General features: G+C 70.7%; 20 protein-coding genes. 8 read left to right on the top strand and 12 right to left on the bottom strand.

Translation table 11 applies throughout. The annotated features are described in order from the left end of the window. The first annotated feature begins 32 nt into the window (after positions 1-32). From XM48_RS03270 to XM48_RS03245, 6 genes are read left to right on the top strand one after another with little or no spacing between them, the layout of a single operon-like run. The gene (locus tag XM48_RS03270) at positions 33-752 is read left to right on the top strand and encodes a tyrosine-protein phosphatase (RefSeq protein ID WP_046454356.1); all 720 of its coding nucleotides are present in this window, start codon (positions 33-35) and stop codon (positions 750-752) included. Further along, complete coding sequence (locus tag XM48_RS03265; protein WP_046454355.1) at positions 749-1,564, top strand: metallophosphoesterase; 816 nt, start codon at positions 749-751, stop codon at positions 1,562-1,564. Before XM48_RS03270 ends, XM48_RS03265 begins: the two co-directional genes overlap by 4 nt. Beyond that, a complete protein-coding gene (locus tag XM48_RS03260) occupies positions 1,554-2,594 on the top strand; it encodes an ABC transporter substrate-binding protein (protein ID WP_046454354.1) in 1,041 nt (346 codons plus the stop codon). Before XM48_RS03265 ends, XM48_RS03260 begins: the two co-directional genes overlap by 11 nt. After that, on the top strand, positions 2,578-4,287 hold the full coding sequence (locus tag XM48_RS03255; RefSeq protein WP_084820933.1) for an iron ABC transporter permease: 1,710 nt from the start codon (positions 2,578-2,580) through the stop codon (positions 4,285-4,287). The genes XM48_RS03260 and XM48_RS03255 overlap by 17 nt, the downstream gene beginning before the upstream one ends. An 8-nt stretch (positions 4,288-4,295) precedes the next feature. Continuing rightward, a complete protein-coding gene (locus XM48_RS03250) occupies positions 4,296-5,450 on the top strand; it encodes an ABC transporter ATP-binding protein (protein WP_046454353.1) in 1,155 nt (384 codons plus the stop codon). Next, a complete protein-coding gene (locus XM48_RS03245) occupies positions 5,447-6,034 on the top strand; it encodes a histidine phosphatase family protein (protein WP_046454352.1) in 588 nt (195 codons plus the stop codon). The genes XM48_RS03250 and XM48_RS03245 overlap by 4 nt, the downstream gene beginning before the upstream one ends. A 53-nt stretch (positions 6,035-6,087) precedes the next feature. Here XM48_RS03245 and XM48_RS03240 read toward each other — a convergent pair whose 3' ends face one another. The 12 genes from XM48_RS03240 to XM48_RS03185 form a co-directional block, all read right to left on the bottom strand. Next, the gene (locus tag XM48_RS03240) at positions 6,088-6,435 is read right to left on the bottom strand and encodes a YbjQ family protein (protein ID WP_046454351.1); all 348 of its coding nucleotides are present in this window, start codon (positions 6,433-6,435) and stop codon (positions 6,088-6,090) included. Between the two features lie 52 nt (positions 6,436-6,487). Further along, a complete protein-coding gene (locus XM48_RS03235; RefSeq protein ID WP_197074131.1) occupies positions 6,488-7,705 on the bottom strand; it encodes a serine hydrolase in 1,218 nt (405 codons plus the stop codon). Between the two features lie 23 nt (positions 7,706-7,728). Then, positions 7,729-9,537 (bottom strand): biotin carboxylase, encoded by a 1,809-nt coding sequence (locus XM48_RS03230; RefSeq protein WP_084820932.1) that lies wholly within the window; start codon positions 9,535-9,537, stop codon positions 7,729-7,731. Between the two features lie 157 nt (positions 9,538-9,694). Next, positions 9,695-11,161: a cardiolipin synthase gene (gene cls, locus XM48_RS03225; RefSeq protein WP_046454368.1), complete on the bottom strand. Its 1,467-nt coding sequence runs from the start codon at positions 11,159-11,161 to the stop codon at positions 9,695-9,697. A gap of 57 nt (positions 11,162-11,218) precedes the next feature. Then, positions 11,219-11,410 (bottom strand): hypothetical protein, encoded by a 192-nt coding sequence (locus XM48_RS03220; protein WP_046454350.1) that lies wholly within the window; start codon positions 11,408-11,410, stop codon positions 11,219-11,221. 116 nt (positions 11,411-11,526) lie between these two features. Next, positions 11,527-13,050 (bottom strand): APC family permease, encoded by a 1,524-nt coding sequence (locus tag XM48_RS03215; protein WP_231580786.1) that lies wholly within the window; start codon positions 13,048-13,050, stop codon positions 11,527-11,529. 241 nt (positions 13,051-13,291) lie between these two features. Continuing rightward, positions 13,292-14,728: an aspartate aminotransferase family protein gene (locus tag XM48_RS03210; RefSeq protein ID WP_046454348.1), complete on the bottom strand. Its 1,437-nt coding sequence runs from the start codon at positions 14,726-14,728 to the stop codon at positions 13,292-13,294. Positions 14,729-14,963: 235 nt separating this feature from the next. Then, complete coding sequence (locus XM48_RS03205; RefSeq protein ID WP_046454347.1) at positions 14,964-16,454, bottom strand: aldehyde dehydrogenase family protein; 1,491 nt, start codon at positions 16,452-16,454, stop codon at positions 14,964-14,966. Then, positions 16,451-17,839, bottom strand: a complete 1,389-nt coding sequence (locus tag XM48_RS03200; RefSeq protein ID WP_046454346.1) for an MFS transporter — start codon at positions 17,837-17,839, stop codon at positions 16,451-16,453. Before XM48_RS03200 ends, XM48_RS03205 begins: the two co-directional genes overlap by 4 nt. Before the next feature lie 94 nt (positions 17,840-17,933). After that, positions 17,934-19,085 (bottom strand): M20 family metallopeptidase, encoded by a 1,152-nt coding sequence (locus XM48_RS03195; protein WP_052961263.1) that lies wholly within the window; start codon positions 19,083-19,085, stop codon positions 17,934-17,936. Positions 19,086-19,102: 17 nt separating this feature from the next. After that, positions 19,103-19,783: a DUF1028 domain-containing protein gene (locus XM48_RS03190; protein ID WP_046454345.1), complete on the bottom strand. Its 681-nt coding sequence runs from the start codon at positions 19,781-19,783 to the stop codon at positions 19,103-19,105. Further along, entirely contained in the window at positions 19,780-20,211 is a 432-nt protein-coding gene (locus XM48_RS03185; RefSeq protein ID WP_156174916.1) for a RidA family protein, read from the bottom strand. The genes XM48_RS03190 and XM48_RS03185 overlap by 4 nt, the downstream gene beginning before the upstream one ends. A 129-nt stretch (positions 20,212-20,340) precedes the next feature. Between XM48_RS03185 and XM48_RS03180 the strand changes: the two genes are divergently transcribed. Beyond that, the gene (locus XM48_RS03180) at positions 20,341-21,258 is read left to right on the top strand and encodes a LysR family transcriptional regulator (protein WP_046454343.1); all 918 of its coding nucleotides are present in this window, start codon (positions 20,341-20,343) and stop codon (positions 21,256-21,258) included. Between the two features lie 221 nt (positions 21,259-21,479). Continuing rightward, entirely contained in the window at positions 21,480-22,796 is a 1,317-nt protein-coding gene (locus tag XM48_RS03175) for an NAD(P)/FAD-dependent oxidoreductase (RefSeq protein WP_046454342.1), read from the top strand. Positions 22,797-22,906 lie beyond the last annotated feature (110 nt).

Raw genomic sequence — 22,906 nt, 5'->3', positions numbered from 1 at the left:
GTAACGGGCGCAACCGGCAGGAGAAACTCGCAGTGCACGTCATTCCGATCGAGGGCAGCTACAACGCACGAGGGTTCGGCCGGCCCGACCGCCCCTGGCTCGTGCGCTCCGCCTCGCTCGACGGTCTGACACCCGGCGGCGAGCGCACGCTGCGCGAGCTCGGCGTCGATCTGGTGATCGATCTCCGCGAGTCCGGCGAGCAGGCGCACCGCACCCACGGGATCCCCGTGCGCTCCCTCCCGCTCTACGGTGAGGCCCCTCCCGCGACGGGATCGCTCGAACGGATCTATACGGGGCTGCTGACGGATCGCGGAGATCGGGTCGCGGCCGCCGTCGCGGGGATCGCCGAGCATCCGGGCACCGCCGTGGTGCACTGCACGGCGGGCAAGGACCGTACGGGCCTCGTGGTCGCGCTCGCCCGGCTCGCAACGGGCGCCGGGCGGAGCGAGGTCATCGCCGACTACGCACTGTCCGGGGCTTCGGTGCGCCCGGCCCGCGCCGGGATCGCGGCCGCGCAGCTCGACGCCCTCGACCTGGTGCCCGCGGCCCGGGCCGAGTCCGAGCGGCTGCATCTCGACAGCCCCGCGGAGGCGTTGGAGCACGCCCTCGATCTCGTGGATCGTCTGGGCGGCGTCGACGCCTACCTGATCGACCGCGGAGCGACTCCGGCGCAGCTCGCGGCCCTCGCGGATCGCGCGGCGGGCCGCGCGATCCGCCGCACCGCCGCTGTGCTCCCGGAGCTGGCGCGATGAGCCGCGCGACCGGCCGGTTCACGATCCTGCACCTGAGCGATGTGCACGCGACCGAGAGCGGGCTCCTCTACGGCGCCGTCGACGGGATCGCCCGTCTGGAGCGCGTCGGCGACTACGCGCGGGCGACCGGGATCACCCCCGAGGTCGTCGTGATCACCGGCGACCTCGTGGAACGCGGCAACCCAGGGGCGTACGCGGCGGTCGCGGACGCCTGCCGCAGGCTCGGGACGCGCCTGGGCGCCCCGGTGCTCACGGTGCTCGGCAATCATGACGACCCCGTCGCGGCGCGCGCACTACCCGGGCACGAGTCGGGGCACGTTTCGGCGGAGCGCGTCGACGGTGTCCGGGTGATCCGTCTCGATTCCCACCGGGGCGAGCTCGACGCAGCGCAGCTCGAGTGGCTCACCGACGAGCTCGCGATCCCCGCGGAGCGCGGCACCGTCGTCGCACTGCACCACGCGCCGATCGGATCGCCGCTGCCGACGCTGCGGAGCCAGGGGCTCTCGAACGCCGACGCCCTGCTCGCGGTCCTCGAAGGATCCGATGTCCGCGCGATCCTCGCCGGCCACTTCCACCACGGGCTCTCGGCCCAGTTGCGCGGGATCCCGGTCTTCGTCGGTCCGTCACTCGCCTACCACCAGGTCATGTACGCCGGCCCCGATGCGGTCGCCGGGCACGACTCCCCCATGTTCTCGCTCGTGCAGCTCTCGGACGACGGTGTCGTCGCCTCGACGGTCGCACTGCACGCCCCCCGGCCCATCTTCACCCGCACACTCACCCACGCACGACAGGAAGCGACCCATGTCCCGTAACCGCTCGCTCGGCGTCATCGCCGCGTTCGCCCTCTCCGCCCTCACCCTCACCGGCTGCGCCGCCTCGGCAGCGAACTCGACCGGCGGCTCCGATTCCGGCTCGCCCCGGGCGACCAAGGCCTCGACCATCACGCTCTACACCTCTGAACCGCAGGAGAAGATCGACGCGGTCGTGGCCGCGTTCTCCAAGAAGCAGCCCGAGATCACCGTCAAGGTGTTCCGTGCCGGCACCGGCGACCTGACCGCGCGCATCGCCGCGGAGGAGAAGGCCGGTGACATCGGCGCCGACCTGCTGCTCGCAGCCGATGCGGGCACCTTCGAGGGCTACGCGGAGCGCGACCTGCTGCTCGCCTACGAGTCGCCCGAGGCCGCGAAGCTCTCGAAGGATCTCATCGACCCCGAGCACTTCTACGTCGGCACCCGCATCATCCCGACCGTGATCGCCGTCAACACGAACGTGATCACCGACGCGCCGAAGTCGTGGAAGGATCTCACCGATCCGAAGTACGCCGGCAAGATCGCGATGCCGAACCCCGATGTCTCGGGCGCGGCGGCGTACAACGCCGCCGTGTGGCTGAACGAGAAGTCGCTCGGCACGAGCTGGCTCGAAGGCCTGGCGAAGAACAAGCCGCTGATCGCCGACAGCAACGGCCCGGTCTCGCAGGCTGTCGCCGACGGCAGCAGCCCGGTCGGCATCGTGGTCGACTCGCTCGTGCGCGATCTCGCCGCCGCGGGATCTCCGATCAAGGCCGTCTACCCGAGCGAGGGCGTGCCCTTCGTCTCGCAGCCGGTCGGGATCTTCGCCGATACGAAGGAGCCCGAGGCGTCGAAGCTGTTCGTCGACTTCCTCATCAGCAAGGAGGGCCAGGAGATCGCCGCCTCGCAGTCGTACCTTCCCGTGCGCGACGATGTCGAGAGCCCGAAGGGCGCCCCCGCACTCGCCGACATCACCCTGCTCACCCCGAGCCTCGAGACCATCCGCGCCTCGCAGGCCGACGCGGTCAAGACTTTCAATGGCCTCTTCCAGTAGCCCGATCGCGGTCGCCGCCGCGGCCCCCGTCGCTCCCGCGGGAGCGGTCGGGGGCCGCGGCCTCCGCGGTCGCGCCTTCTCGGCGGTCCGGTTCGACGGCCTCACCGCGGCGCGCGCCGCGCTCTGGTGCGCCGTCACCGCGCTGATCCTGGTCCCGATCGCCGCGATCGTCGCGCTCGCGGCGACCGGCGGCGGCTGGTCGGCGCTCGCGGATCCTGATGTGCTCGGCGCGGCCGCCAACTCCCTCGTCTCGGCCGTCGTCTCCGGCGCGCTCGCCGTGCTCATCGGCACCGCGCTCGCGCTGCTGCTCGAGCGCACCGATATCCGGCTCCGCGGCGCTCTCCGGCTGCTCGCGCTCAGCCCCATGCTCATGCCGCCGTTCGTCGGCGCGATCGCCTGGCTGAGCCTGCTCGGCCCGTCCTCCGCACTGAACGTCTTCTGGACGAGGCACTTCGGCGGCCCGCTCTGGAACCTCTACGGCGGCGACGGCGTGGTGTTCCTCCTCACCCTGCACAGCGCTCCGGTCGCGATGCTGATCGTCACCGCCGCCCTGCGCCGCATCCCCGCCGACCTCGAACAGGCCGCACGGATCGCGGGATCCTCGGCGCCCCGCGCCCTCTGGGAGATCACCGCTCCGCTGCTGCGCCCGGCGATGCTGTCGTCGTTCACCCTCATCGCGGTCTCGAACCTGGCCGACTTCGGCATCCCCTCGATCGTCGGCCTGCCGGAGCGCTACGTGACCCTCTCCACGCTCGTCTACCGCTATCTGCAGTCGGGCACCGTCGAGGATCCGCTCGCGGTGGTCGCAGCCATCGGCGCGGTGCTGCTGGTGATCGCTCTGCTCGGCGTCGTCGTCGGCGCGCTGAGCGGCCGCACCCGGGTCGAACTCGATGCGCAAGCCGGTGCCCCCGCGCGCCTCCCCCTCGGGGCGGCGCGCGCCCCGATCACGGTCCTCACCGCGCTGCTCGTACTCGCCGTGACCGTGCTGCCGCTCGTCACGCTCGCGATCCAGTCGCTGCTGCCCGCGCCCGGAGTCCCGCTCTCGGTCGAGACCGCCACCCTCGCGAACTTCGAGCGGGCGCTCTCGGCCTCGGGCACGCTGGCCGGCATCGGCAACTCCGTGATGCTCGCAACGCTGGCGGCGCTGATCTGCGGAATCCTGGGGCTCGGGATCGGCGCGCTCGTCACCCGTACCCGTTCCCGCGGCAACGCACCGCTGCTCGGCATCGCCCTGCTCCCGCAGGCGATCCCCGGCCTCGTGATCGCGGTCGCCTGGCTCGTCATCGCACCGCGGATCGGCCTGCACAACACCCCCTGGCTGATCCTCTGCGCATATCTGACGTCGTTCCTCGCGCTCGTGGTGCAGTCGGTGCACGCCCCGCTGTCGGCGACCCCCACCACCGCGGAGGAGGCCGCACGCATCTCGGGCGCATCCCGGCTGCGCGCGCTCTGGGACATCTCGTGCCGCATGGCCGTGCCCGCCGCGGTCTCGGGAGCGATCCTCGTCGCGCTCACCGCGGTACGCGAACTCACCCTGTCGGTGCTGCTGCTCTCCCCCGGCTCGCAGACCCTCGGCGTCGTCATCTTCAACCTGCAGCAGGCGGGCGCCTACAACGCCTCGTCCGCCCTCTCGCTCATCGTCGCCGTGGTCGGCCTGCTCGGCCTCGGCATCACCGCCCGCTCCCACCGTTAGGACCGCACGTGTCTTCCGTCACCCTCGACTCCGTCAGCCTCGCCTACCCGGGCGGCCACCTCGGGCTCGCGGACGTGGATCTCCGCATCGGCGACGGCGAGTTCCTCGCCCTCGTCGGCCCGTCCGGATCCGGCAAGACCACGCTGCTGCGCACCGTCGCCGGGTTCGTCTCGCCGACCGCCGGTACCGTCAGCATCGGCGATGCCGAGGTCGCGTCGTCGGCCCGGAGCGTCGAACCGGAACGCCGCGGCCTCGGCATGGTGTTCCAGCAGCACGCGGTCTGGCCGCACTGGAACGTGGGGCGCAACATCGCGTACCCGCTGCAGCGCGCGGGCGTGCGGCACGCCGAGCGGAAGCAGCGGGTCGCCGAGGCGCTCGAACTGGTCGGGCTGCCCGGCACCGAGCGGCGCGACCCGGCCACGCTCTCGGGCGGGCAGCGGCAGCGCGTCGCGATCGCCCGCGCGATCATCGCCCGCCCACGCGTGCTCCTGCTCGACGAAGCGCTCTCGGCGCTCGACGAGCCGCTGCGCGACCGGCTGCGCCTCGAACTCCGCGCGCTCACCGATTCGCTCGGGCTCACCGTGCTGCACGTGACGCACGATCGCAGCGAGGCGCTGGCGCTCGCGGATCGGGTCGTCGTGCTCGACGGCGGGCGCGTGCAGCAGGTCGGGGCGCCCGTCGACCTCCTGGATCGACCGGCGACGCCGTTCGTCGCCCGGTTCCTCTCCGATGCGGCGATCGTGCGGGGCGTGCTCGCACCGGGACGCTTCCGCGCGCACGGGCTGCCGCTCGAGATCCCCCTCGACCGGATCGCGTCCGCAGATCATCGGACGCGTCCGAGGTCCGGCGAGGAAACGGAACTCGCGATCCAGCCAGAGCACATTCGGGTGATCCCGGACGCCGCGGGCCCCGCGACCGTCGAGTCCTCCCTGTTCGGTCGGAGCGGCGACGAGCTCATCGTGCGGTGGTCCGGACGGACGCTCCGCTCGAGGATGCCCGGTGCGCGCTGCTCCGCCGGCACACGGGTCCGCGTCGAGATCGACCGGGCCGTGCTGTTCGCGCAGGAGCAGGAGCCGGGGGCGGCCACCGCGCCGCCGCAGGAACCGCTCCGCGAGCACCGCGCGAGCACCGCGCCCCGGCAGCCGCTCGGCACTGTCGCATGAAGCGGCCGGACGCTCCGGCCCGCGGAATCGCAGTGGTGCGGCACGGCGAGACCGACTGGAACATCGGGCGGCGGATCCAGGGGCGCAGCGAGGTGCCGCTGAACGCGCGCGGGCGGGCGCAGGCCCGCGAGAGCGCCGAACTCCTCCGAGCGGCCGGAGCCTGGACCCGCGTCGTCGCCTCGCCGCTCGGCCGGGCCGCCGAGACCGGGCGCATCATCGCGGCCGCGATCGGACTCCCCGAGCCCGCTCCTGTTCCGGACCTGATCGAGCGCGATTTCGGCGCGGCGGAGGGGCTCCCCGTGGCCGAGGCCGAGCAGCGCTGGCCCGGGCTCGTGATCCCCGACGCCGAGACGTCCGACGCGCTCGCCCGCCGCGGAGCCGCCGCACTCACCCGCCTGCGCGAGGAGGCGCCGGGATCGATCGCGATCGCCCACGGCGCCCTCATGCGCGCGGCGCTCGCGGAGCTGAGCGGAGCGCCGGTGCCGCGGATCCTGAACGGCGAGGTGTGGCTGATCCTCCCGGTGGGCGGCGGAGCCACGGCGATCCGCAGGCTCGGCGCACCCGCAGGGCAGCACGCGCTCTGACCCCGGGACTCGCGCGATGCGCGATATCCGAGGCCCGGGACCCGGCGCGGCCGCTACTGCGCGGGGTTCGCCGGGGCCTGCGGCGCGATGGGCTCGATCACCACGGCCGTGCCGTAGGCGCAGAACTCGGTGAAGCTGCCGATCGATCCGGAGTCAAAGCGCATGGCGATGACCGCGTTGGCGCCGCGCTGCTGCGCCTCCGACCACATGCGGTTCATGACCTCCCAGCGCGACTCGTAGATGACCTTGGTGTACTCGGGCATCTCGCCGCCGCCGAGCGAGCGGAAGCCCGCGGTGAAGTTCTGACCGAAGTTCGCGGAGCGCACCGTCAGCCCCATCACCTCGCCCAGCACCTGCGTGATGCGGTAGCCGGGCACATCATTCGTCGTGACTACGAACATGGGATTCCTCTTCTCGTCCGGGAGGCGGGGCGGCGACGCCCCACCTCGGATCCTATGCCGCGCCGCTGCTGAGCGCCCAGGACGCGGCGTCGAACGCGCGCAGGGTCCAGAACAGGCGCTCGGCGTTCTGCGGCGTCGGCCAGCTCGACACCTTGACCCCGACGACGCCGGTCAGCCGGTTCATGTAGATCATCTGGCCGTGGATGCCGAGCGCGAGCATCACGTCGCCGCTCTCGCCCGGGAACCAGAAGCCGTTGCGGTACATGCCGCCGGGCATGAGCGTCGGCTCGACCGCGTTCGCGAAGGCCTCCCGCGAGTCCGGCCCACCGGCGAAGGTGTCGTCCACCCACCACTCGGGGAGCACCGCGGCTCCGTCGAGCGCCGCACCGCGGTTCACGAACAGGTTGCCGAAGCGCGCCAGGTCGCGCAGCGCGGCCGAGACCCCGCCGTCGAACATGCCGGATCCCACGCTGTCGACGCCCACGTGCGCGTCGAACTCGGCGCCCATCGGCTGCCAGAGACGCTCCGACACGACATCGGCGGCGGGCTGCCCGGTCGCGCCCTCGATCACGAAGCCGAGCGCGTCGGTCTCGCAGGACTTGTAGTCGAAGGCACCGCCGTGCGGTCCCTGCTGCCCGAGGGTCGCGAGGAAGTCGAGCAGCGTGTCGGGTACCTCGGCGTGCCGCTTGGGCGCCCAGCCGATGGCCTCCTCGAGGAGCCGCACCTCGGCGCCGTCGTTCAGGTACTCCTCCGAGAAGCGCACGCCCGTGCGCATGTCGACGAGGTGCCGCACGAGCGCGCCGTCGTACCCGGACCCTTCGAGCCGGGGCACGTACTCGGTGACCGGACGGTCGAGGTCGAGCTCGCCCGAGGCGGCGAGCAGCCCCGCGGTCGTCGCGGTCAGCGACTTCGACACCGACATCAGCAGGTGCATGCCGCCCGGGGCGAGGGTGCCGAAGTACTCCTCGCCGACCACGGCCCCGCCGACCGTCATCATCCACCCGTCGGTGTCGGTCATCGCCATCACCTCGGCGAACGAGGCGTGCCGATCCTCCCAGGGGTGCGCGACCGAGAGGGTGCCGAGCTCCGCGGCCCGGGCCCCGAACTCGGTGCTGCGCACCCCGCGTCGGATCTGCCGCACCGGCAGGAACGACTGGATGTTCTGCATCGACCACTGCAGGTACGGGGCGAACTGCCACTGGTCGAGCGGCGGCACCTCGATCCCGGCGTCCGCGGGCGTGCTCATTGCGGCGTCAGCGTCTGCGATCATCAGGCGAGTATCCCACGCTCCCGTCATTTGCCCTTGGCCGGTGCCGGCTTGAGCTCGGGTTCGCCGCCCTCGACCGGTGTCGCGTAGTACATGCCGCGGATCGCATCGATCAGGTACTTGGCGTGGATCGTGAGCCCGCCGTGGTCCGCCTCGAGGTGCGCCTTGGTGACGAGGATCCCGAGGTCCGCGCCCTTCCAGCGGTAGTCGCCCGCGTCGTAGATGCGCAGGTAGAATGCCTCGGCCTCGTTGCTCAGCAGGTGCCAGTCGAGGTCCCCGTGCGTGTAGGTGAGACGGCCCGAGTGATCGAGCACGTAGCGCCCCGTGCGCGGGGCGGCGTTGATCCGCTCCACCGTGCTCGAGGTGTGCTTGATCACCATGTGGCTCCACTCGTCCTCGGACGCGAGGTCCTCCCAGCGGGCGTTGATCTCATCGACGTCGATCTCGAAGTCGATGCCCGCGTACTCGAGCAGGTGGAAGGCGAACAGCGGCACATCCGCGTAGGCGCCGGCGGTCACGTTGGTGATCGCCGAAGCGCCGCTGACGCGCGGGTTCAGCTCGCCCAGGTAGACGTCGCCCGTGTCGGTGTCGAGCAGCACGTCGACCTCGAAGAAGCCGCGGTACCCCTCGGCCCCGAGCCGGTCGCCGAGCTTGCGCACGAGCTGGATCGCCGCGTGGCGGCTGCCGTCGTCGAGCACCGTCGGGAACATCTCGTTGCCCGCCCAGCCGCCGCGGTATGGCGTCAGCTCGGCGTGCCCCGTGATCTCGGTCATGCAGGGGCCGACGACGGTGCCCTGGCGCGTGATCACGGCCTCGACCGCGATCGGCCGGTTGTTGATCCGCTTCATGACCTTGATCTCGACGCCCGTCACCTCGTCGGCGATCGCGTCGAACTCCTCCTCCTTCGTCACGAAGTAGGTGGTCTTACCGGAGTCGCCGTAGGCGGTCTGGATCACGAGGTCCCGGCCGAGCCCGGCGGCGTCGACGGCGCGCACCAGTTCGTCCCAATCGGCGACGGTCGTGAGGATGTTCGGCACGCTCGGCACGCCGACCGAGTCCGCGATCTGCGTCGTCACGATCTTGGAGTCGAGCCGCTCGCGCAGCGCGTGCGACGGCAGGATCAGCTCGTAGTCGAGCTCCTCGCAGATCCGCTCGGTGCGCTCGTCGAAGAACACCATGACGATCTTCGGGCGCAGTCCCGGGGGCGTCTGGCGCTCGATGTGCGCCCGCACCTCGTGGTTGCTGAGCAGCCAGTTGTTGATGTCCTCGCCGCTCTCGAACTCGACGTAGGGCTTGTCGCTCGGGCTGAACACGCGCGGGTGCGCGCCGTCCCAGCTGTCGTAGTAGGTGATGTACGAGAAGCCGCGCACCCAGCGATCGAGGCCGAGCAGGTTGAAGGCCGTCGCGCCGACGAAGAAGACGGGCGACTCGTTCGTCCGGAAGTAGTGGCGGATCTCGGAGATGTTCTTGAGCTTGGTCGATCCGCTGCGGCCGATGGTGACGGGGCCGGTCTTGGGCTCCTTGCGGGGGCGCTTGCGGCGGGCGATCGCGGCGAGGGCGCTCTTGGCGGCCTGGGGCGCCTCGGCAGGCGCCTCGACCGCCGCGGCCGCGGGCTTCGCCGCCTTCGCCGGCTTGGCCGCGGAGGCCCGCGTCGCGGCCTTCTTGGCGGCCGCGGGTTTCGACGCCGTCCTCTTCGCCGCGCTGCTCTTCGGCGCGGCGCTCGCGCCTGCGCTCTTCGCTGCGGTCCGGGGCCGCGAGGCCCGCGGTTTCGCCGCCGGATCGGCGGTCGTCGCCGCTTCGGTCACGGGGGTTTGGAGATCGGTGTCACGCGCCATTGCGTTGTCCTTCCGTGGAGAGGTGCGAGCATCCTGACACGCAGAATCCCCGTTCTCCAAAACGGCGGAGGGGCGCGCGAGGTGCACCGCAGATCCTCCGTCGAAGCGGCAACCCGCTCGCGGATCCCGCCGCCGGAGGGGCCGGGATCCGCGGATGCTACTGGAGCGCGGAGGTGAGGCGGGCGAGTCCGTCGAGCAACTGCGCGGGCAGCGGCTGACGCTTCCACTCCTCGGCGGTGAGCTCGCGCGAATTGGCTCGGTAGTAGTCGATGACCTCGTCGAGCTCGCGCACGAAGCCCTCGCCGTGGACGACCATCGAGATCTCCATGTTGAGACCGAAGGAGCGCTGATCCATGTTCGAGGACCCGACCACCGCGACCGAATCGTCGATGGTGAAGTGCTTCGAGTGCAGGATGTACGGCGGCCGGTACATCCAGATGCGCACGCCGGCGCGCAGCAGCTCGTCGTAGTAGGAGCGCTGCGCGTGGTAGACGACGGCCTGATCCCCGGTCTCCGAGACGAAGAGCTCCACCTCGACCCCGCGCGCCGTCGCGGCGCGGAGCGCGTTCATGATCGAGCCGTCGGGCACGAAGTAGGGGCTCGTGATGCTGATGCGCCGCTGCGCCGCGTAGAGCAGCGCGACGAAGACCTGCAGGTTGTTCTCGCCCGCGTACCCGGGCCCGCTCGGCACGATCTGGCAGTCGAGCGCGCCGGGGCGATCCGACTCGAAGTCGGACTCCGCGAGGTGCGCGAGCAGCTCCCCGGTCTCGAGGTACCAGTCGCCCTGGAACACGGCCTCGAGGCCGAGCACGATGGGGCCCTCGACCCGCACCATGAGGTCCTTCCAGTGCAGGCCGCGCCGCCGGTTCGACGGCTTGTTGTAGCTCGAATCGACGAGGTTCTGCGAGCCCATGAATCCGACCGTGCCGTCGACGACGAGCAGCTTGCGGTGGTTGCGCAGATCGGGGCGCTGATATTGCCCCTTCAGCGGACGCACCGGCAGGAGGTACGCCCACTCGGCGCCCATGTCGGTGAGGCTCCGCGCCGTGCGCTTCTCGCCCGGGTTGCGCTTCGCCGAGATGTGATCGAGCAGCACGCGCACCTTGACGCCGCGCGCGGCGGCCTCGCGCATCGCCTGGAACACCACGTCGGTGGTCTCGTCGTGCACGAGGATGTAGAACTCGACGTGCACGTACTCCTTGGCCTCGCGGATCGCGGCGGCCATGCGCTCGAGCGAGATCCCGTAGTCGATGCAGATCGACGCCGAATTGCCGCGCAGCATCGGCTGCGCGCCGAGCGAACTGCCGAGGCGCACCGCGCTCTCGATACCCGGCGGCAGCGAGTCCGGGTCGGCCACGAGCGCCTGCCCCTCGCGCTGCGCCAGCTCGGCCACCATCTGATTGATGGCGTCCTGCTTCTCGACCCGGGCCTTCGGCAGGTGGTTGCTGCCGATCACGAGGAACAGCAGCAGGCCGGGGATCGGCAGGAAGAAGATCGCCATGAGCCAGGCCATGCCGGACGTCGGGCGGCGGTTTCGAGGCACGACGAACACCGCGATCACGCGGATCAGGTTGTCGACGATGAAGATGCCGACGGTCCAGATCCACGGCCAGTCCAAGCCCATGATCAGGTTGAACACCCAGTCCGTCCCCTCCGAGCCGGCTCAGGGCTCGGGGCTACCTTATCGGGTGCTGTCGGCGGCGTCGGCCGGAGGCAGCCCGAGCTTCGCGCGCTCCTCGTTCTCGATCTCGCGGTAGACGCGTCGCTCGGTGCGGTCGGCGCGCAGGATGAGGCGCAGCACCGAGAAGAAGAAGATGCCGATCAGCACGGTCGGGGTGATCGACCAGAGCGCATTGACCCACCAGTTCTCCATGCCCGCCATCCTACCCCGAAGCGAACCGCCGAGCCTGGGAGCCGAACGCGAACGGGCGGGGAGCGCGGAGCGCTCCCCGCCCGGCGCGGGTGACGACGGTTCGCCGTCGTCCGGGATCAGCCGGCCGTGACCCGCTCGCCGACCACACCGATCGCCTCGGTCGGCTGGCGCAGCCGCCGGCCGAGCAGGTAGCCGGCGACGCCGATGAGCACGATGACGCCGAGGGTCGAGAGCGTGAACACCGAGAAGGTGCCCTGATCGACGCCCCAGATGTCGGCGAAGGGGTACTCGACACCGAACAGGGCCTCGAGCGTTCCCGGGAAGATCGCGACCCAGGTGCCCAGCGCGATCCAGGCCGTGCAGATCACGCCGAACAGCTTCCAGACGACGTCGTTGACGGGCACCCGGTAGGGCCGGTGCACGTCGGGGAACTTCTTACGGAGACTGATGGCCGCCGGGATCGCGAACAGGTAGCTCATGAGGAACGTCGAGATGCAGATCGTCAGCACGACCTGGAACAGGGCCCCGGCTTGACCGTTGACGAAGACCATCGCGGCGAGCATGAACACGGTGCCGACGATGCCCGACATGGTGTTCACCCGGACCGGCGTGCCGAGGCCCGGGTGGATCTTGCCGAAGAAGCCGCCGAAGAAGGATCCGTCGGCCGCGGCCATCGCCTGCATGCGGTCGCTGATGATCATCCACGCGCCGCCCTGCGACATGAGCACGAAGATGAAGACGATCGCCGAGATGGTGAGCATGGTGCCCGCGCCGTCGCCGAAGATCGAGAACACGGTCGCGACCGCCTCGAACAGTCCGCTGATGCCCTGGATCTTCTCGACCGGGACGACGAGCAGGATCGCGAGGATCGGCAGCAGGTAGCTCGCGGCCGCGATCCCTGCCGAGCGTGCGATCGACACCGGCACGTCGCGGCCCGGATTCTTCATCTCGCCCGCCGCGCTGTTGCCCGACTCGAAGCCGAGGAACGAGAACAGCAGCAGCGGGGTGAGCCCGAGGAACCCGGTGAGGGTGGGGGCGAAGTAGGAGGCGGTGAGCCCCTGGAAGCCGTGCTGCACGCCGTAGATGACGGTGACGACGAGGAAGAATGCGAGGAACGCCACCTTCAGCAGGGCGCCGAGCGTGGGCAGCCACTTGCCGTGCTTCAGGCTGACGATCGCGCTCGCGACGGTCACCCAGATGAAGATGAGCTTGAAGCCGTAGTCCCAGAACGATCCATGATCGATCGGCGCCACGTACGCCGACCAGGTCTCGACCGCGATGAACGCGCTCGTGCCGCCCACCCACACGGGCTGCGTCACCCAGGTGAGCATCGCCGCGATGGCCCCCGCGAAGCGTCCGAAGGCCTGGCGCACCCAGGTGTAGACGCCGCCCTCCTCGGTGAACGCGCCGCCGGTCTCGGCGAAGATGAGCGCGTAGGGCACCAGGAACAGCACCGTGAGCACCAGGGTCCAGGTGAAGGTCTCACCGCCGTAGCCGGCGACCTGGCCGAGCACCTCGATCGATACGACGGCGGCGACGACCAGGAAGACGATGTCGAAACGGCCGAGCGTCTTCTGCAGGTGCTTCGATTCCTCGAGCGCCATCTGCGTCGGCGCCGTCTCGGGAGCTGCTGTGCTCACGGTGATTCCTTTCCTCATTGAAGGGTTCTGCACCAGCAAACGAGAATCCGCCCGGGAATGCGAACAGCGGTTTCCTATGCAGCCGATCTGCTCAGCAGAACGACCCGGGCACGCTCGATCTGGGTGCGCGTGCCCTCTGGCACGCGGGCACGCCGAAGTGCCCAGTGCGGGGGTTCTGCAGAGTCAGAACCCCCGAACGGGGCACCTCGGCGCCGGATCTGCCGTGCGCTCCGGCCGCTCGCTACAGCCCGGCGCGCTCCGTCGCCAGGCCGAAGGCGCGGTCCAGCAGATCGGCGAGCTCGTCGATGTCGGCGCGGGTCATGACCAGCGGGGGCGAGACCTGCACGAGCGGGTTGCCCTCGGCGTCGATCGCGACACGGCAGATGAGCCCGACCTCGGCGAGCGCCGGGTTCAGGTGGGCGCCCACGAAGTCGCCCGCGCTGATGACGCCGTCCTCCCAGGTCTTCGTCCGCTTGTTCGTCACGAGCTCGAAGCTGCGGTGGAAGCCGTCGCCGCGGAAGTCGCCGACGATCGCGGTGTGCTTCTCGGCGACCGCGGAGAGCCGCTCCTCGAGGTAGGGGCTCAGCGCGGCGACGTTCTCGACGACGCCCTCCCGCTCCATGATCTCGAGGTTCTTCAGCGCCGCGGCGCAGGCGACCGGGTGGCCGCCGTAGGTCAGCGCGTGGTTGAACATGCCCACGGGGCCGTCGAGCACGGTCTCGATGATCCGGTCGCTCGCGATGACGCCGCCGAGGGGCACGTACGCCGACGCGATGCCCTTCGCGAAGACGATCATGTCGGGCTGGAAGTCGTAGTGCTGCGAGCCGAACCACGAGCCGAGGCGGCCGAAGCCGGTGATGACCTCGTCGGCGATCATGAGGATCCCGTACTTGTCGCACAGGGCGCGCACTCCGGCGAAGTACTCGGGCGTCGGCGGCTTCAGGCTGCCACCCGCGTTCTGCAGCGGCTCCATGATGATCGCGGCGATCGTCTCGGGCCCCTCCTGCACGATGAGCGACTCGATCTCGCCGAGCAGGAACGCGGTGGTCTGCTCGGGGGTCTCGCCCTCGGGCCGGCGGTACGTCTTGGTGTTGTGGGTGTGGCGGACACCCGACATCAGCGGCTCGAACATGGCCCGCACGTTCGTCATGCCGTTCAGCGACATCGCGCCGAAGCTAGTGCCGTGGTAGGCAACGCGGCGGGCGATGAACTTGGTGCGGGTGCCCTGGCCGATGGTCTGCTGGTACTGGCGGGCGAGCTTGATCGCAGCCTCGTTCGACTCGCCGCCGCCCGACGCGAAGAACACGCGGTTCAGGTCGCCGGGGGCGAGCTGCGCGATCTTCTGGGCGAGCAGCGCGGCCGGCGGGTGGGTGACGCTCCAGGTGGTCTGGTACGGCAGCGCCGCGAGCTGCTCGCGGACCGCGTCGCCGACCTCGGCGCCGTGAGTGTAGCCAAGCTGCACGCAGAACAGGCCGGCGAGGCCGTCGAAGAAGCGCCGGCCGCTCTCGTCGAACACCGAGCAGTGCTCGCCCCGCACGAAGACGGGGAGCTCGTCCTCCCGGTACTTGGAGGCCGGGGTGAAGTTCATCACCAGGTGGCGCTTCGCGATCTCAGCGAGGCCGCTGGGCGTATCCGTCGCGGCGTCCTCGAACGACACCGTCTCCTGCTGCAGGGTCATGATTCTTGAGAGTCCTCTCAGTCGGCTCTGACTGGGCGTGAAACCGCCTCTGGTGCCATCGTCGCACCGTCGGGAGCATCGGCAAAATAGCGAAATCGGCTCGCCTGCATCGCTGGATCAGATGCAGGATCGCGGGCGGGAGCGCTTCGGATCTTCCGTCCTCCTGCGCGACGAAGGAGTCGCAGGATCCGGGTGGATCCTGCGACTCGCAGGCTCGCTCGACCAGCTGGAAGGGTCAGCCCCACTGCATCCAGGTGGTCTTGTAATCCGTGTAGTTCTCGAGGGCGTGCACCGAGAGGTCGCGCCCGAAGCCGGACTGCTTGAACCCGCCGAACGGGGTGGTGAAGCCGAGCGCATCGACGGTGTTCACCGAGACCGTTCCGGCGACCAGGCGCGACGAGACGCGGTGCGCCCGCGCGAGCGATCCCGTCCAGAGCGAGGCCGCGAGACCGTAGGGGGTCCCGTTCGCGTGCGCGATCGCCTCCTCCTCGGAGTCGAACGGGGTCACGACGGCGACCGGGCCGAAGATCTCGCGCGTGTGCACCTCGTGGTCCGCGGGCACGTCGGTCACGATGGTCGGTTCGATGAACGCCCGGGATCCGTTGATCTCGGGCCGGGTGCCGCCCGCGACGATCCGGCCGTCGCGGCGCGCGTTCTCGATGGTCGCCCACACGGAGTCGGCGTGCGCCTCGGAGACGAGCGAGCCGATGCCCGAGGCCGGGTCGAGCGGATCCCCCGGCGCGTACGCCGCGGCGGCCTCCGCGTACAGCCGCAGGAACTCCTCGTACACGGATCGTTCGACGAAGATCCGGGAGTTCGCCGAACAGACCTCGCCCTGGTTGTAGAAACTGCCGAACGCGGCCTTCTCGGCCGCGAGCCTCAGGTCGTCGCAGTCGGCGAAGATCAGGTTCGAGCTCTTGCCGCCCGCCTCGAGCGCGAGACGCTTCATGTTCGACTGCCCGGCGTACTGCTGCAGCTGCTTCGCGACCTCGGTCGAGCCGGTGAACGCGAGCATGTCGACGTCCTCGTGCAGCGCGAGCGCCTTGCCGACCACCGAACCGCGGCCGGGCACGACGTTGAGGATCCCGGCGGGGATCCCCGCCTCGATCGCGAGCTCGGCGAGCAGCAGCGCCGAGTGCGACGCCTCCACCGGCGGCTTCACCACGACGGCGTTGCCCGCGGCGAGCGCGGGGGCGAGCTTCCAGGTGGCGATCTCGAGCGGGTAGTTCCAGGCGACGATGACGGCGACGACGCCGAGAGCCTCCCGGGTGACGAGCGCGGTGGATCCGGGCGGCGTGACGGGGATCAGATCCTCGGTCTTCTCGATCGCCTCGGCGTAGAAGCGGTAGAGCGCCGCCGAACCGGGGGCGTCGATGGTCGACGATTCGCGCACGGGCTTGCCCATGTCGAGGGAGTCGTAGAGGGCGAACTCGTCGGCTCGCGCCTCGATCAGGCGGGCGAGCTCGAGCAGGCGCTCCCGGCGGAATCCGGCGCCCGCGCGCGACCAGGCGCCCGACTCGTAGGAGGCTCGGGCGGCTGCGACCGCGGCGTCGACCTCTTCCGGCCCGCAGTCGTGGATCTGCGAGAGGACCTCGCCCGTCGCCGGGTTGGTCTTCTCGATGGTCCGGCCCGAGGCGGCGGCGCGTCGGGCGCCGTCGATCACGGGGCGACCGTCGAAGACGAGGGCCGCGGCGGCGGCCGTCCATTCGGCGTGGGTGCGGGTCATGACTGGTCTCCTTCGGAGGTGGTGCGGGATGTACGGATGTCGGGGATCGTGACGGTCGCGGTCTCGAGGTCCTGCGCTTTGAGCAGCGGGATGCCACGGGTCTCGGGAAGGCTGAGCACGGTGACCAGGCCGACGATGCCGACGCCGACGAGGAAGAAGCCGGGGACGAGCTGATTGCCGGTCGTGTCGATGAGCCAGGTCAACAGGTACGGCGCGGTGCCGGCGAAGAGTGCCGCGGTGACGGCGTAGGCGATCGAGAGGCCGGTCTGCCGCGTGCGGGTCGGGAACAGTTCGACGACGGTGACCGCGTGGGTGCCGAGCACGATCGCGAGGATCAGTGCGAGGCCGAGGGTCGAGGCGAAGGTCGCCCACGGCGCGGGATTGTTCATCAGCATGAACAGCGGGACGGAGAGCACCGTGAGCGCGATCGCCGCGGTGAGCAGCACGGGTTTGCGACCGACGCGGTCCGACAGGATCCCCGCGAGGGGGACGACGATGAGGCCGAGGGCGGAGGCGAGCGTCGACAGGAGCGCCGCGCGACCGGCGTCGATGCCGACGGTGACCTCCTGATAGGTCAGCAGGTACACGAGCACCACGTAGAACGTGACGTTCATGAAGATCTCCATGCCGCAGGTCTGGATGAACTCCTTGAGGTTGCGCTGGAACACCTCCTTGACGGGGGCGTGCGAGACGGTCTCGAGCTCCTGCAGCTGCTGGAACTCGGGGGTGTCCTCGATCCGGCGTCGGATGTAGAGGCCGATGAAGCCGAGCGGGACGGTGACGAGGAACGGGATGCGCCACGCCCAGTCGGCGATCTGCTGCGCGTCGAAGGCGAGGTTCAGCAGGAACACCGCGAACGAGGCCAGCAGGAATCCGAGGAGGCTGCCGAACTCGAGCCAGCTGACGCCGAAGCCGCGGCGCTTCGCCGGCGAGAACTCGCCGAGGAAGGCCGCCGCGCTGCCGAACTCGCCGCCCGCCGCGAGGCCCTGCACGATGCGCGTCGCGATGAGCAGGATCGGCGCCGCGATGCCGATGGAGGAATAGCCGGGCAGCAGACCGAGGACGAGCGTGGAGAGCGCCATCGCGAGGATCACGATCGAGAGGGTCTGCTTGCGGCCGAGCCGGTCGCCGAGCCGCCCGAAGATGATCGCGCCCAGCGGGCGAACGAGGAAGGAGACCGCGAACACCGCGAAGGTCGCGAGCAGACCCGCGGTCGCGCTCTCCTCGGGGAAGAACACGGAGGCGATGGTTCCGGCGAGGTAGGCGTAGACCGCCCAGTCGAACCAGTGCACCAGCACCCCGATGGCACCGGCGGCCACGCTCTTGCGCAGGCTCTTCTGGTCGACGAGATCGCTGAGCTCTCGGACGGGTTCGGAGGTCGACATTGACGGTTCCTTTGCTGCTGGGGCGGATGGTCGCGAACGGCCGGTGTTCGCACGGTGCCCGGCTCGGACGCCGGGCCTCGGTGGGCCCGGCGTCCTACCGGGTGCCGCCGCGCGCGAGCGCGACGTCGAGGGCGGTCCAGGCGAGCGCGGTGGCGCCGTCCCGCAGGGCCTGCTCGGCGAGCGGGCCGACGCAGGCCTCGGCGAACGCGGGCTGGTGGTTGCTGGCGGTGCCGCCGACGCCGATGTAGGGGTGGATCGCGTTCACGATCTGCGACACGTTGCCCATGTCGGTCGAGGCGCGGTTCATGGTCGCGGCGTCGGGGTCGACGTCGAAGTCGCGCCCCAGGCGGATCGCGTTGGCCCGGTAGTACTCCTGCGCCTCGACGTCGGTGCGCATCTCGGCGTAGCGCTCGCTCTCGGGCGTGATGGTCAGCTCGGCACCGGTCGCGAGCGCCCCGGCCTCGAAGCAGCGCAGCACCCGGGTCTCGGTCTCGAGCAGCTGCTCCATGGTCTCGGCGCGCACGTACCAGCGCCCCTCGGTGCGCTCGGGGATCGCGTTCGGCGCCTCTCCCCCGCGGGTCTGCACGCCGTGCACCCGCACGCCCGCGGGCAGCTGCTGCCGCAGCAGGGCGATGGCGGTCTGCGCGACGATGAACGCGTCGTTCGCATTGACGCCCCGTTCCGGGTAGGCGGCGGCGTGCGCGGCATGACCGTCGTAGCGGACGTGCCAGTGGGCGACGGCGAAGGGCCGCGCCTCGGCGACGTCGACGGGCGCGGGGTGGGCCATGAGCGCGAGGTCGAGCTCGCGGAACGCCCCGCGGCCGAGCAGCACGATCTTGCCGCCGCCGCCCTCCTCGGCCGGGGTTCCGATCACCTCGACGGTGAGCCCGGCGTCCTCCGCGACGGCGGCGAGCGCGAGCGCTCCGCCCGCCGACATGGCCGAGATGAGGTTGTGGCCGCAGGCATGGCCGAGCCCGGGCAGCGCGTCGTACTCGGCGAGGAACCCGACGGTGAACGGCCCGGATCCGATGGTCGCCCGGAACGCGGTGTCGAGCCCGAGGTAGGGCTGTTCGATCGCGAAGCCGTGCGCTGCGAGCAGGCCCGCGACCGCGGCGGAGGAGCGGTGCTCCTCCCAGCCGAGCTCGGGGTCGTCGTGCAGGCCGTCCGACAGCGCGACCAGCTCGCCGTCGAGTTCGTCGCGCCGCGCGGCGATCCGCCGCTTCAGCGCGTCCGCGTCAGTGATCATGGGGATCCGCTCCGTCGCTACTCGTCGCCGGGCACGCCGTACGAGGGCGCCGCCGCCGGGTTCAGTCCTCGGCTCACGTAGTCGTCCCGCTGCGGCAGCCACTCGTCGAGCGCGCGGCCGAGCTGCTCGATCGGGTCGTCCTCGGCCCAGTCGACGCGGAGGTCGGTGACGCGCCAGCCGGCGCTTCCCACGACCGAGATTCCGGCCGAGTGCACCGGGCCCGCTTCGCCGCCCGCGGCGACCGCGGCGCGCAGCGCGGCGAGCAGGCGCTCCTCGATCCGGCCGGGAGCGGTCAGCGCCGTGTCGACGAGCGCGTCGAGCACGTCGAGGCTCGCGAGCATGTTGCCGCCGGCGACCGCGTTCTCGCGGCCGGCCGAACCGAAGATGCCGAGCGCACGGGTCCCCGAGAACACGGCCGGAGCACCGGAGGCGTCGAGCACGAGCAGCTGACGGAAGTCGATGGTGGCCGGATCCGCCGCCGCGACGACGGCGTCGATCGTCTGCTGGGCGGAGTCCCCGGCGCGGAGGCGCTCGATGAGCGCGGGCCCGAGCCGCGGATCGGTGACGTTCTGCGAGTGGGCGCCGCCCAGACCGTCGGCGAGGTTGACGCATCGCGCGGCGACCGCGGGCGAGGACGACGAGATCGCGGAGCCGAACTCGCCGGTCTCCGGATCCCTGAGGATGAGCGAGAAGGTCATGCGCCGCTCGTCCCGCTGATCACGGCGGTGGCGTCGATCTCGACCAGCCACTCGGGGCGCGCGAGCGCCTGCACGACGATGCCGGTCGAGACCGGGTAGACGCCCTTCAGGTACTTCCCCATGGTGCGGTAGACGTCCTCGCGGTAGCGGGGATCGATGATGTAGACGGTGACCTTGACGATGTCGGCGAGGCTGCTGCCGGCCTCGCCGAGCAGCATCTCGATGTTCTGCATGGCGCGCTCGGTCTGGGCGACGACGTCGCCGATCCCGACCGACTCGCGGGTCTCGAGGTCCTGGCCGATCTGACCGCGCAGGTAGACGACGCCGTTCGCGACGACGGCCTGGCACAGATCGTTGTCGAGGTTCTGCTCCGGGTAGGTCTCTTTGGTGTTGAACTTCCGCAGTCGCAGGTGCGTCTCCGTCACGATGCCTCCTCGTCGAGCCTTGCGCACGCCATTCACGTCGCAGCACTATTGTTGGGAGGCCACACTCCATCTGTAAAATAGCCAAAAGATAGAGACTCGATCGCTCCAGCAGATCGAGCCGAAGGAGCTCCGATGACGCAGCGCTTCTCCATCACGCTCACGCAGCTGAGCTACTTCGTCGAATGCGCGAAGACGCTCAACATGACGGCGGCCAGCCAGCAGCTGCACGTCGCGCAGTCGGCCGTGTCCACTGCGATCTCCCACCTCGAGCGCTCGCTCGGCACGGCGCTGTTCATCCGGCAGCACTCCAAGGGCCTGATCCTGACCCCGGCGGGCGAGACCCTGCTGCGCGATTCGCACCAGCTCTTCGGCCTGCTCACCGACACGATCGACTCGATCCGCGCCGAGCAGCACGAGGTGCGCGGCAGCATCACCATCGCGTGCTTCAACACGTTCGCGCCCTTCCTGCTCCCCCACCTGCTCGGACGCCTGCAGGATCGCCACCCCGACCTCGACGTGCAGGTCATCGAGGGCGACGACGACGAGGTGCTGGGAGCCCTCCGCGGCGGACGGGCGGAGCTCGCGATCGCCTACCAGTTCTCGGACTCCGAGGGACTCGACCGTACCGTCATCGGCGAGTTCCAGCCGCACGTGCTCGTGGGAGCGGAGCATCGGCTCGCGGACCGCGGGAGCGTCGCGCTCGCCGAGCTCGCCGAGGATCCGTTCGTGCTGCTCGACCTGCCGAGCAGCCGCGACTACTTCCTGGGGCTGCTGCGCCAGGCCGGCATCACCCCGGTGCTGAAGTACCGGACCGCGAGCTACGAGACCGTGCGCTCGATGGTCGCCACCGGGCTGGGCTACTCGATCCTCAACCAGCGACCGCGCACGAACGAGACGTACTCGGGCGAGCGCCTCGTCGTGCTCGAGATCAGCGACCCGCTGCCCGGCCTGAGCGTCGCGGTCGCCTCGCTCGCGCAGATGCAGCGCTCGACCCGGGCCCGCGCGGTCGAGGCGACCGCGCGGGAGATCCTCGCCGAGACCGCGCACTGAACCGTTCTCCTCGCTCTCGCACCCTCACTCGTTCGCTCTCGCGCCCTCGATGCGCTGCGGTGATCGCGATTCGCTTCTGCATCGCTTTGAGCGATCCAGGGGACCGCGAATGACTATTGGCGCTCTCCGCACCCGCTGAGGTTTGCTGGGGGAATCCGAGGCCGGCGCACCGTCGCGACCGGCCGGATCCCGAATCGCACCCAGCAGAGTGGAGAACGAAGATGTCGAGCCAGGAGGTCGAGGTCACCGAAGTCCTCGTCATCGGAGCCGGGCAGGCGGGGATCGCCGCGAGCGAGCACCTGAGCGCCGCCGGGATCCCCCACATCGTGCTCGAACGGAGCCGCATCGCCGAGCGCTGGCGCAGCGAGCGCTGGGACTCGCTCGTCGCCAACGGCCCCGCCTGGCACGACCGGTTCCCCGGGCTCGAGTTCGACGACGTCGATCCCGACGCCTTCGCGCCCAAGGAGCGCGTCGCCCGATACTTCGAGCAGTACGCCGAGAAGTTCGCCCTGCCGATCCGCACCGGCGTCGAGGTGCTCGAGGTGCGACGCGATCCCGCGCACGGCGGTTTCATCGCCGAGACCAGCGCCGGGCCGATCCGCGCCGCGTACGTGATCGCGGCGACCGGCGCCTTCCAGGTGCCCGCAGTGCCCGCCGTGGTGCCCGAGTCGGCCGGGGTCGAGCAGATCCACTCGAGCGCGTACCGCAACCCCGAGCAGCTGCCCGACGGTGCCGTGCTCGTGGTCGGCGCAGGATCCTCCGGCGTGCAGATCGCCGACGAGCTACGGGCGTCCGGCCGCGAGGTGTTCCTCGCCGTCGGCGCGCACGACCGCCCGCCGCAGCGCTACCGCAACCGCAGCTTCGTCTGGTGGCTCGGCACGCTCGGCCTCTGGGAGAAGTCCACGCCCCCGGCCGGCGCCGAGCACACGACCATCGCGGTCAGCGGCGCGCACGGCGGCCGCACCATCGACTTCCGCGACCTCGCCGCGGACGGGATCACCCTCGTCGGGCGGGCGGACGCCTACGCCGACGGCGTGATCTCGTTCGGCCCCGACCTCGAGCGGGACGTGCGCGCGGGCGATGCGAACTACCTGTCGGTCCTCGACCAGGCCGACACCTACGTCTCCCGCACCGGCATCGACCTGCCCGAGGAGCCCGCGGCGCGGGAGCTCGGCGCCCTCCCCGACTCGGTCGTGCACCCGATCCGCTCGCTGGACCTCGCCGAGGCCGGTGTCGGCTCGATCGTGTGGGCCACCGGGTTCCGGGTCGACTACCGCTGGCTGCCCGAAGGCGCCGTCGACGCGCAGGGCCGCCCCCGGCACGAGCGCGGGGTCTCGGCCGAGCCCGGCATCTACTTCCTCGGCCTGCCCTGGCAGTCGCGCCGCGGATCCAGCTTCATCTGGGGCGTGTGGCACGACGCCAAGTACGTCGCCGAGCAGATCGAGATCCAGCGCGGCTACCTGAGCTACACAGGCAATGGGCGCCCTGCCGCGGCCCCGGTCGACGTCCGCCCGGAGCTCACCGCTGCCACGGCCTGAGCACCGAACGCAGCAGGGCCCCGAACGGTCGACACCAGTCGGGGCCCTGCTTCGTCCGGTCCCTCCGCGATCCTGCGACCCCTCGTCATGCTGCGCGAGGCACGAGTCGC

The sequence above is a fragment of the Leucobacter sp. Ag1 genome (assembly GCF_000980875.1).
GTDB classification, from domain to species: Bacteria; Actinomycetota; Actinomycetes; order Actinomycetales; family Microbacteriaceae; genus Leucobacter; species Leucobacter iarius.
The sequence above is the reverse complement of the archived record's forward strand: the minus strand, read 5'-3'. Positions and strand labels throughout refer to the sequence as shown.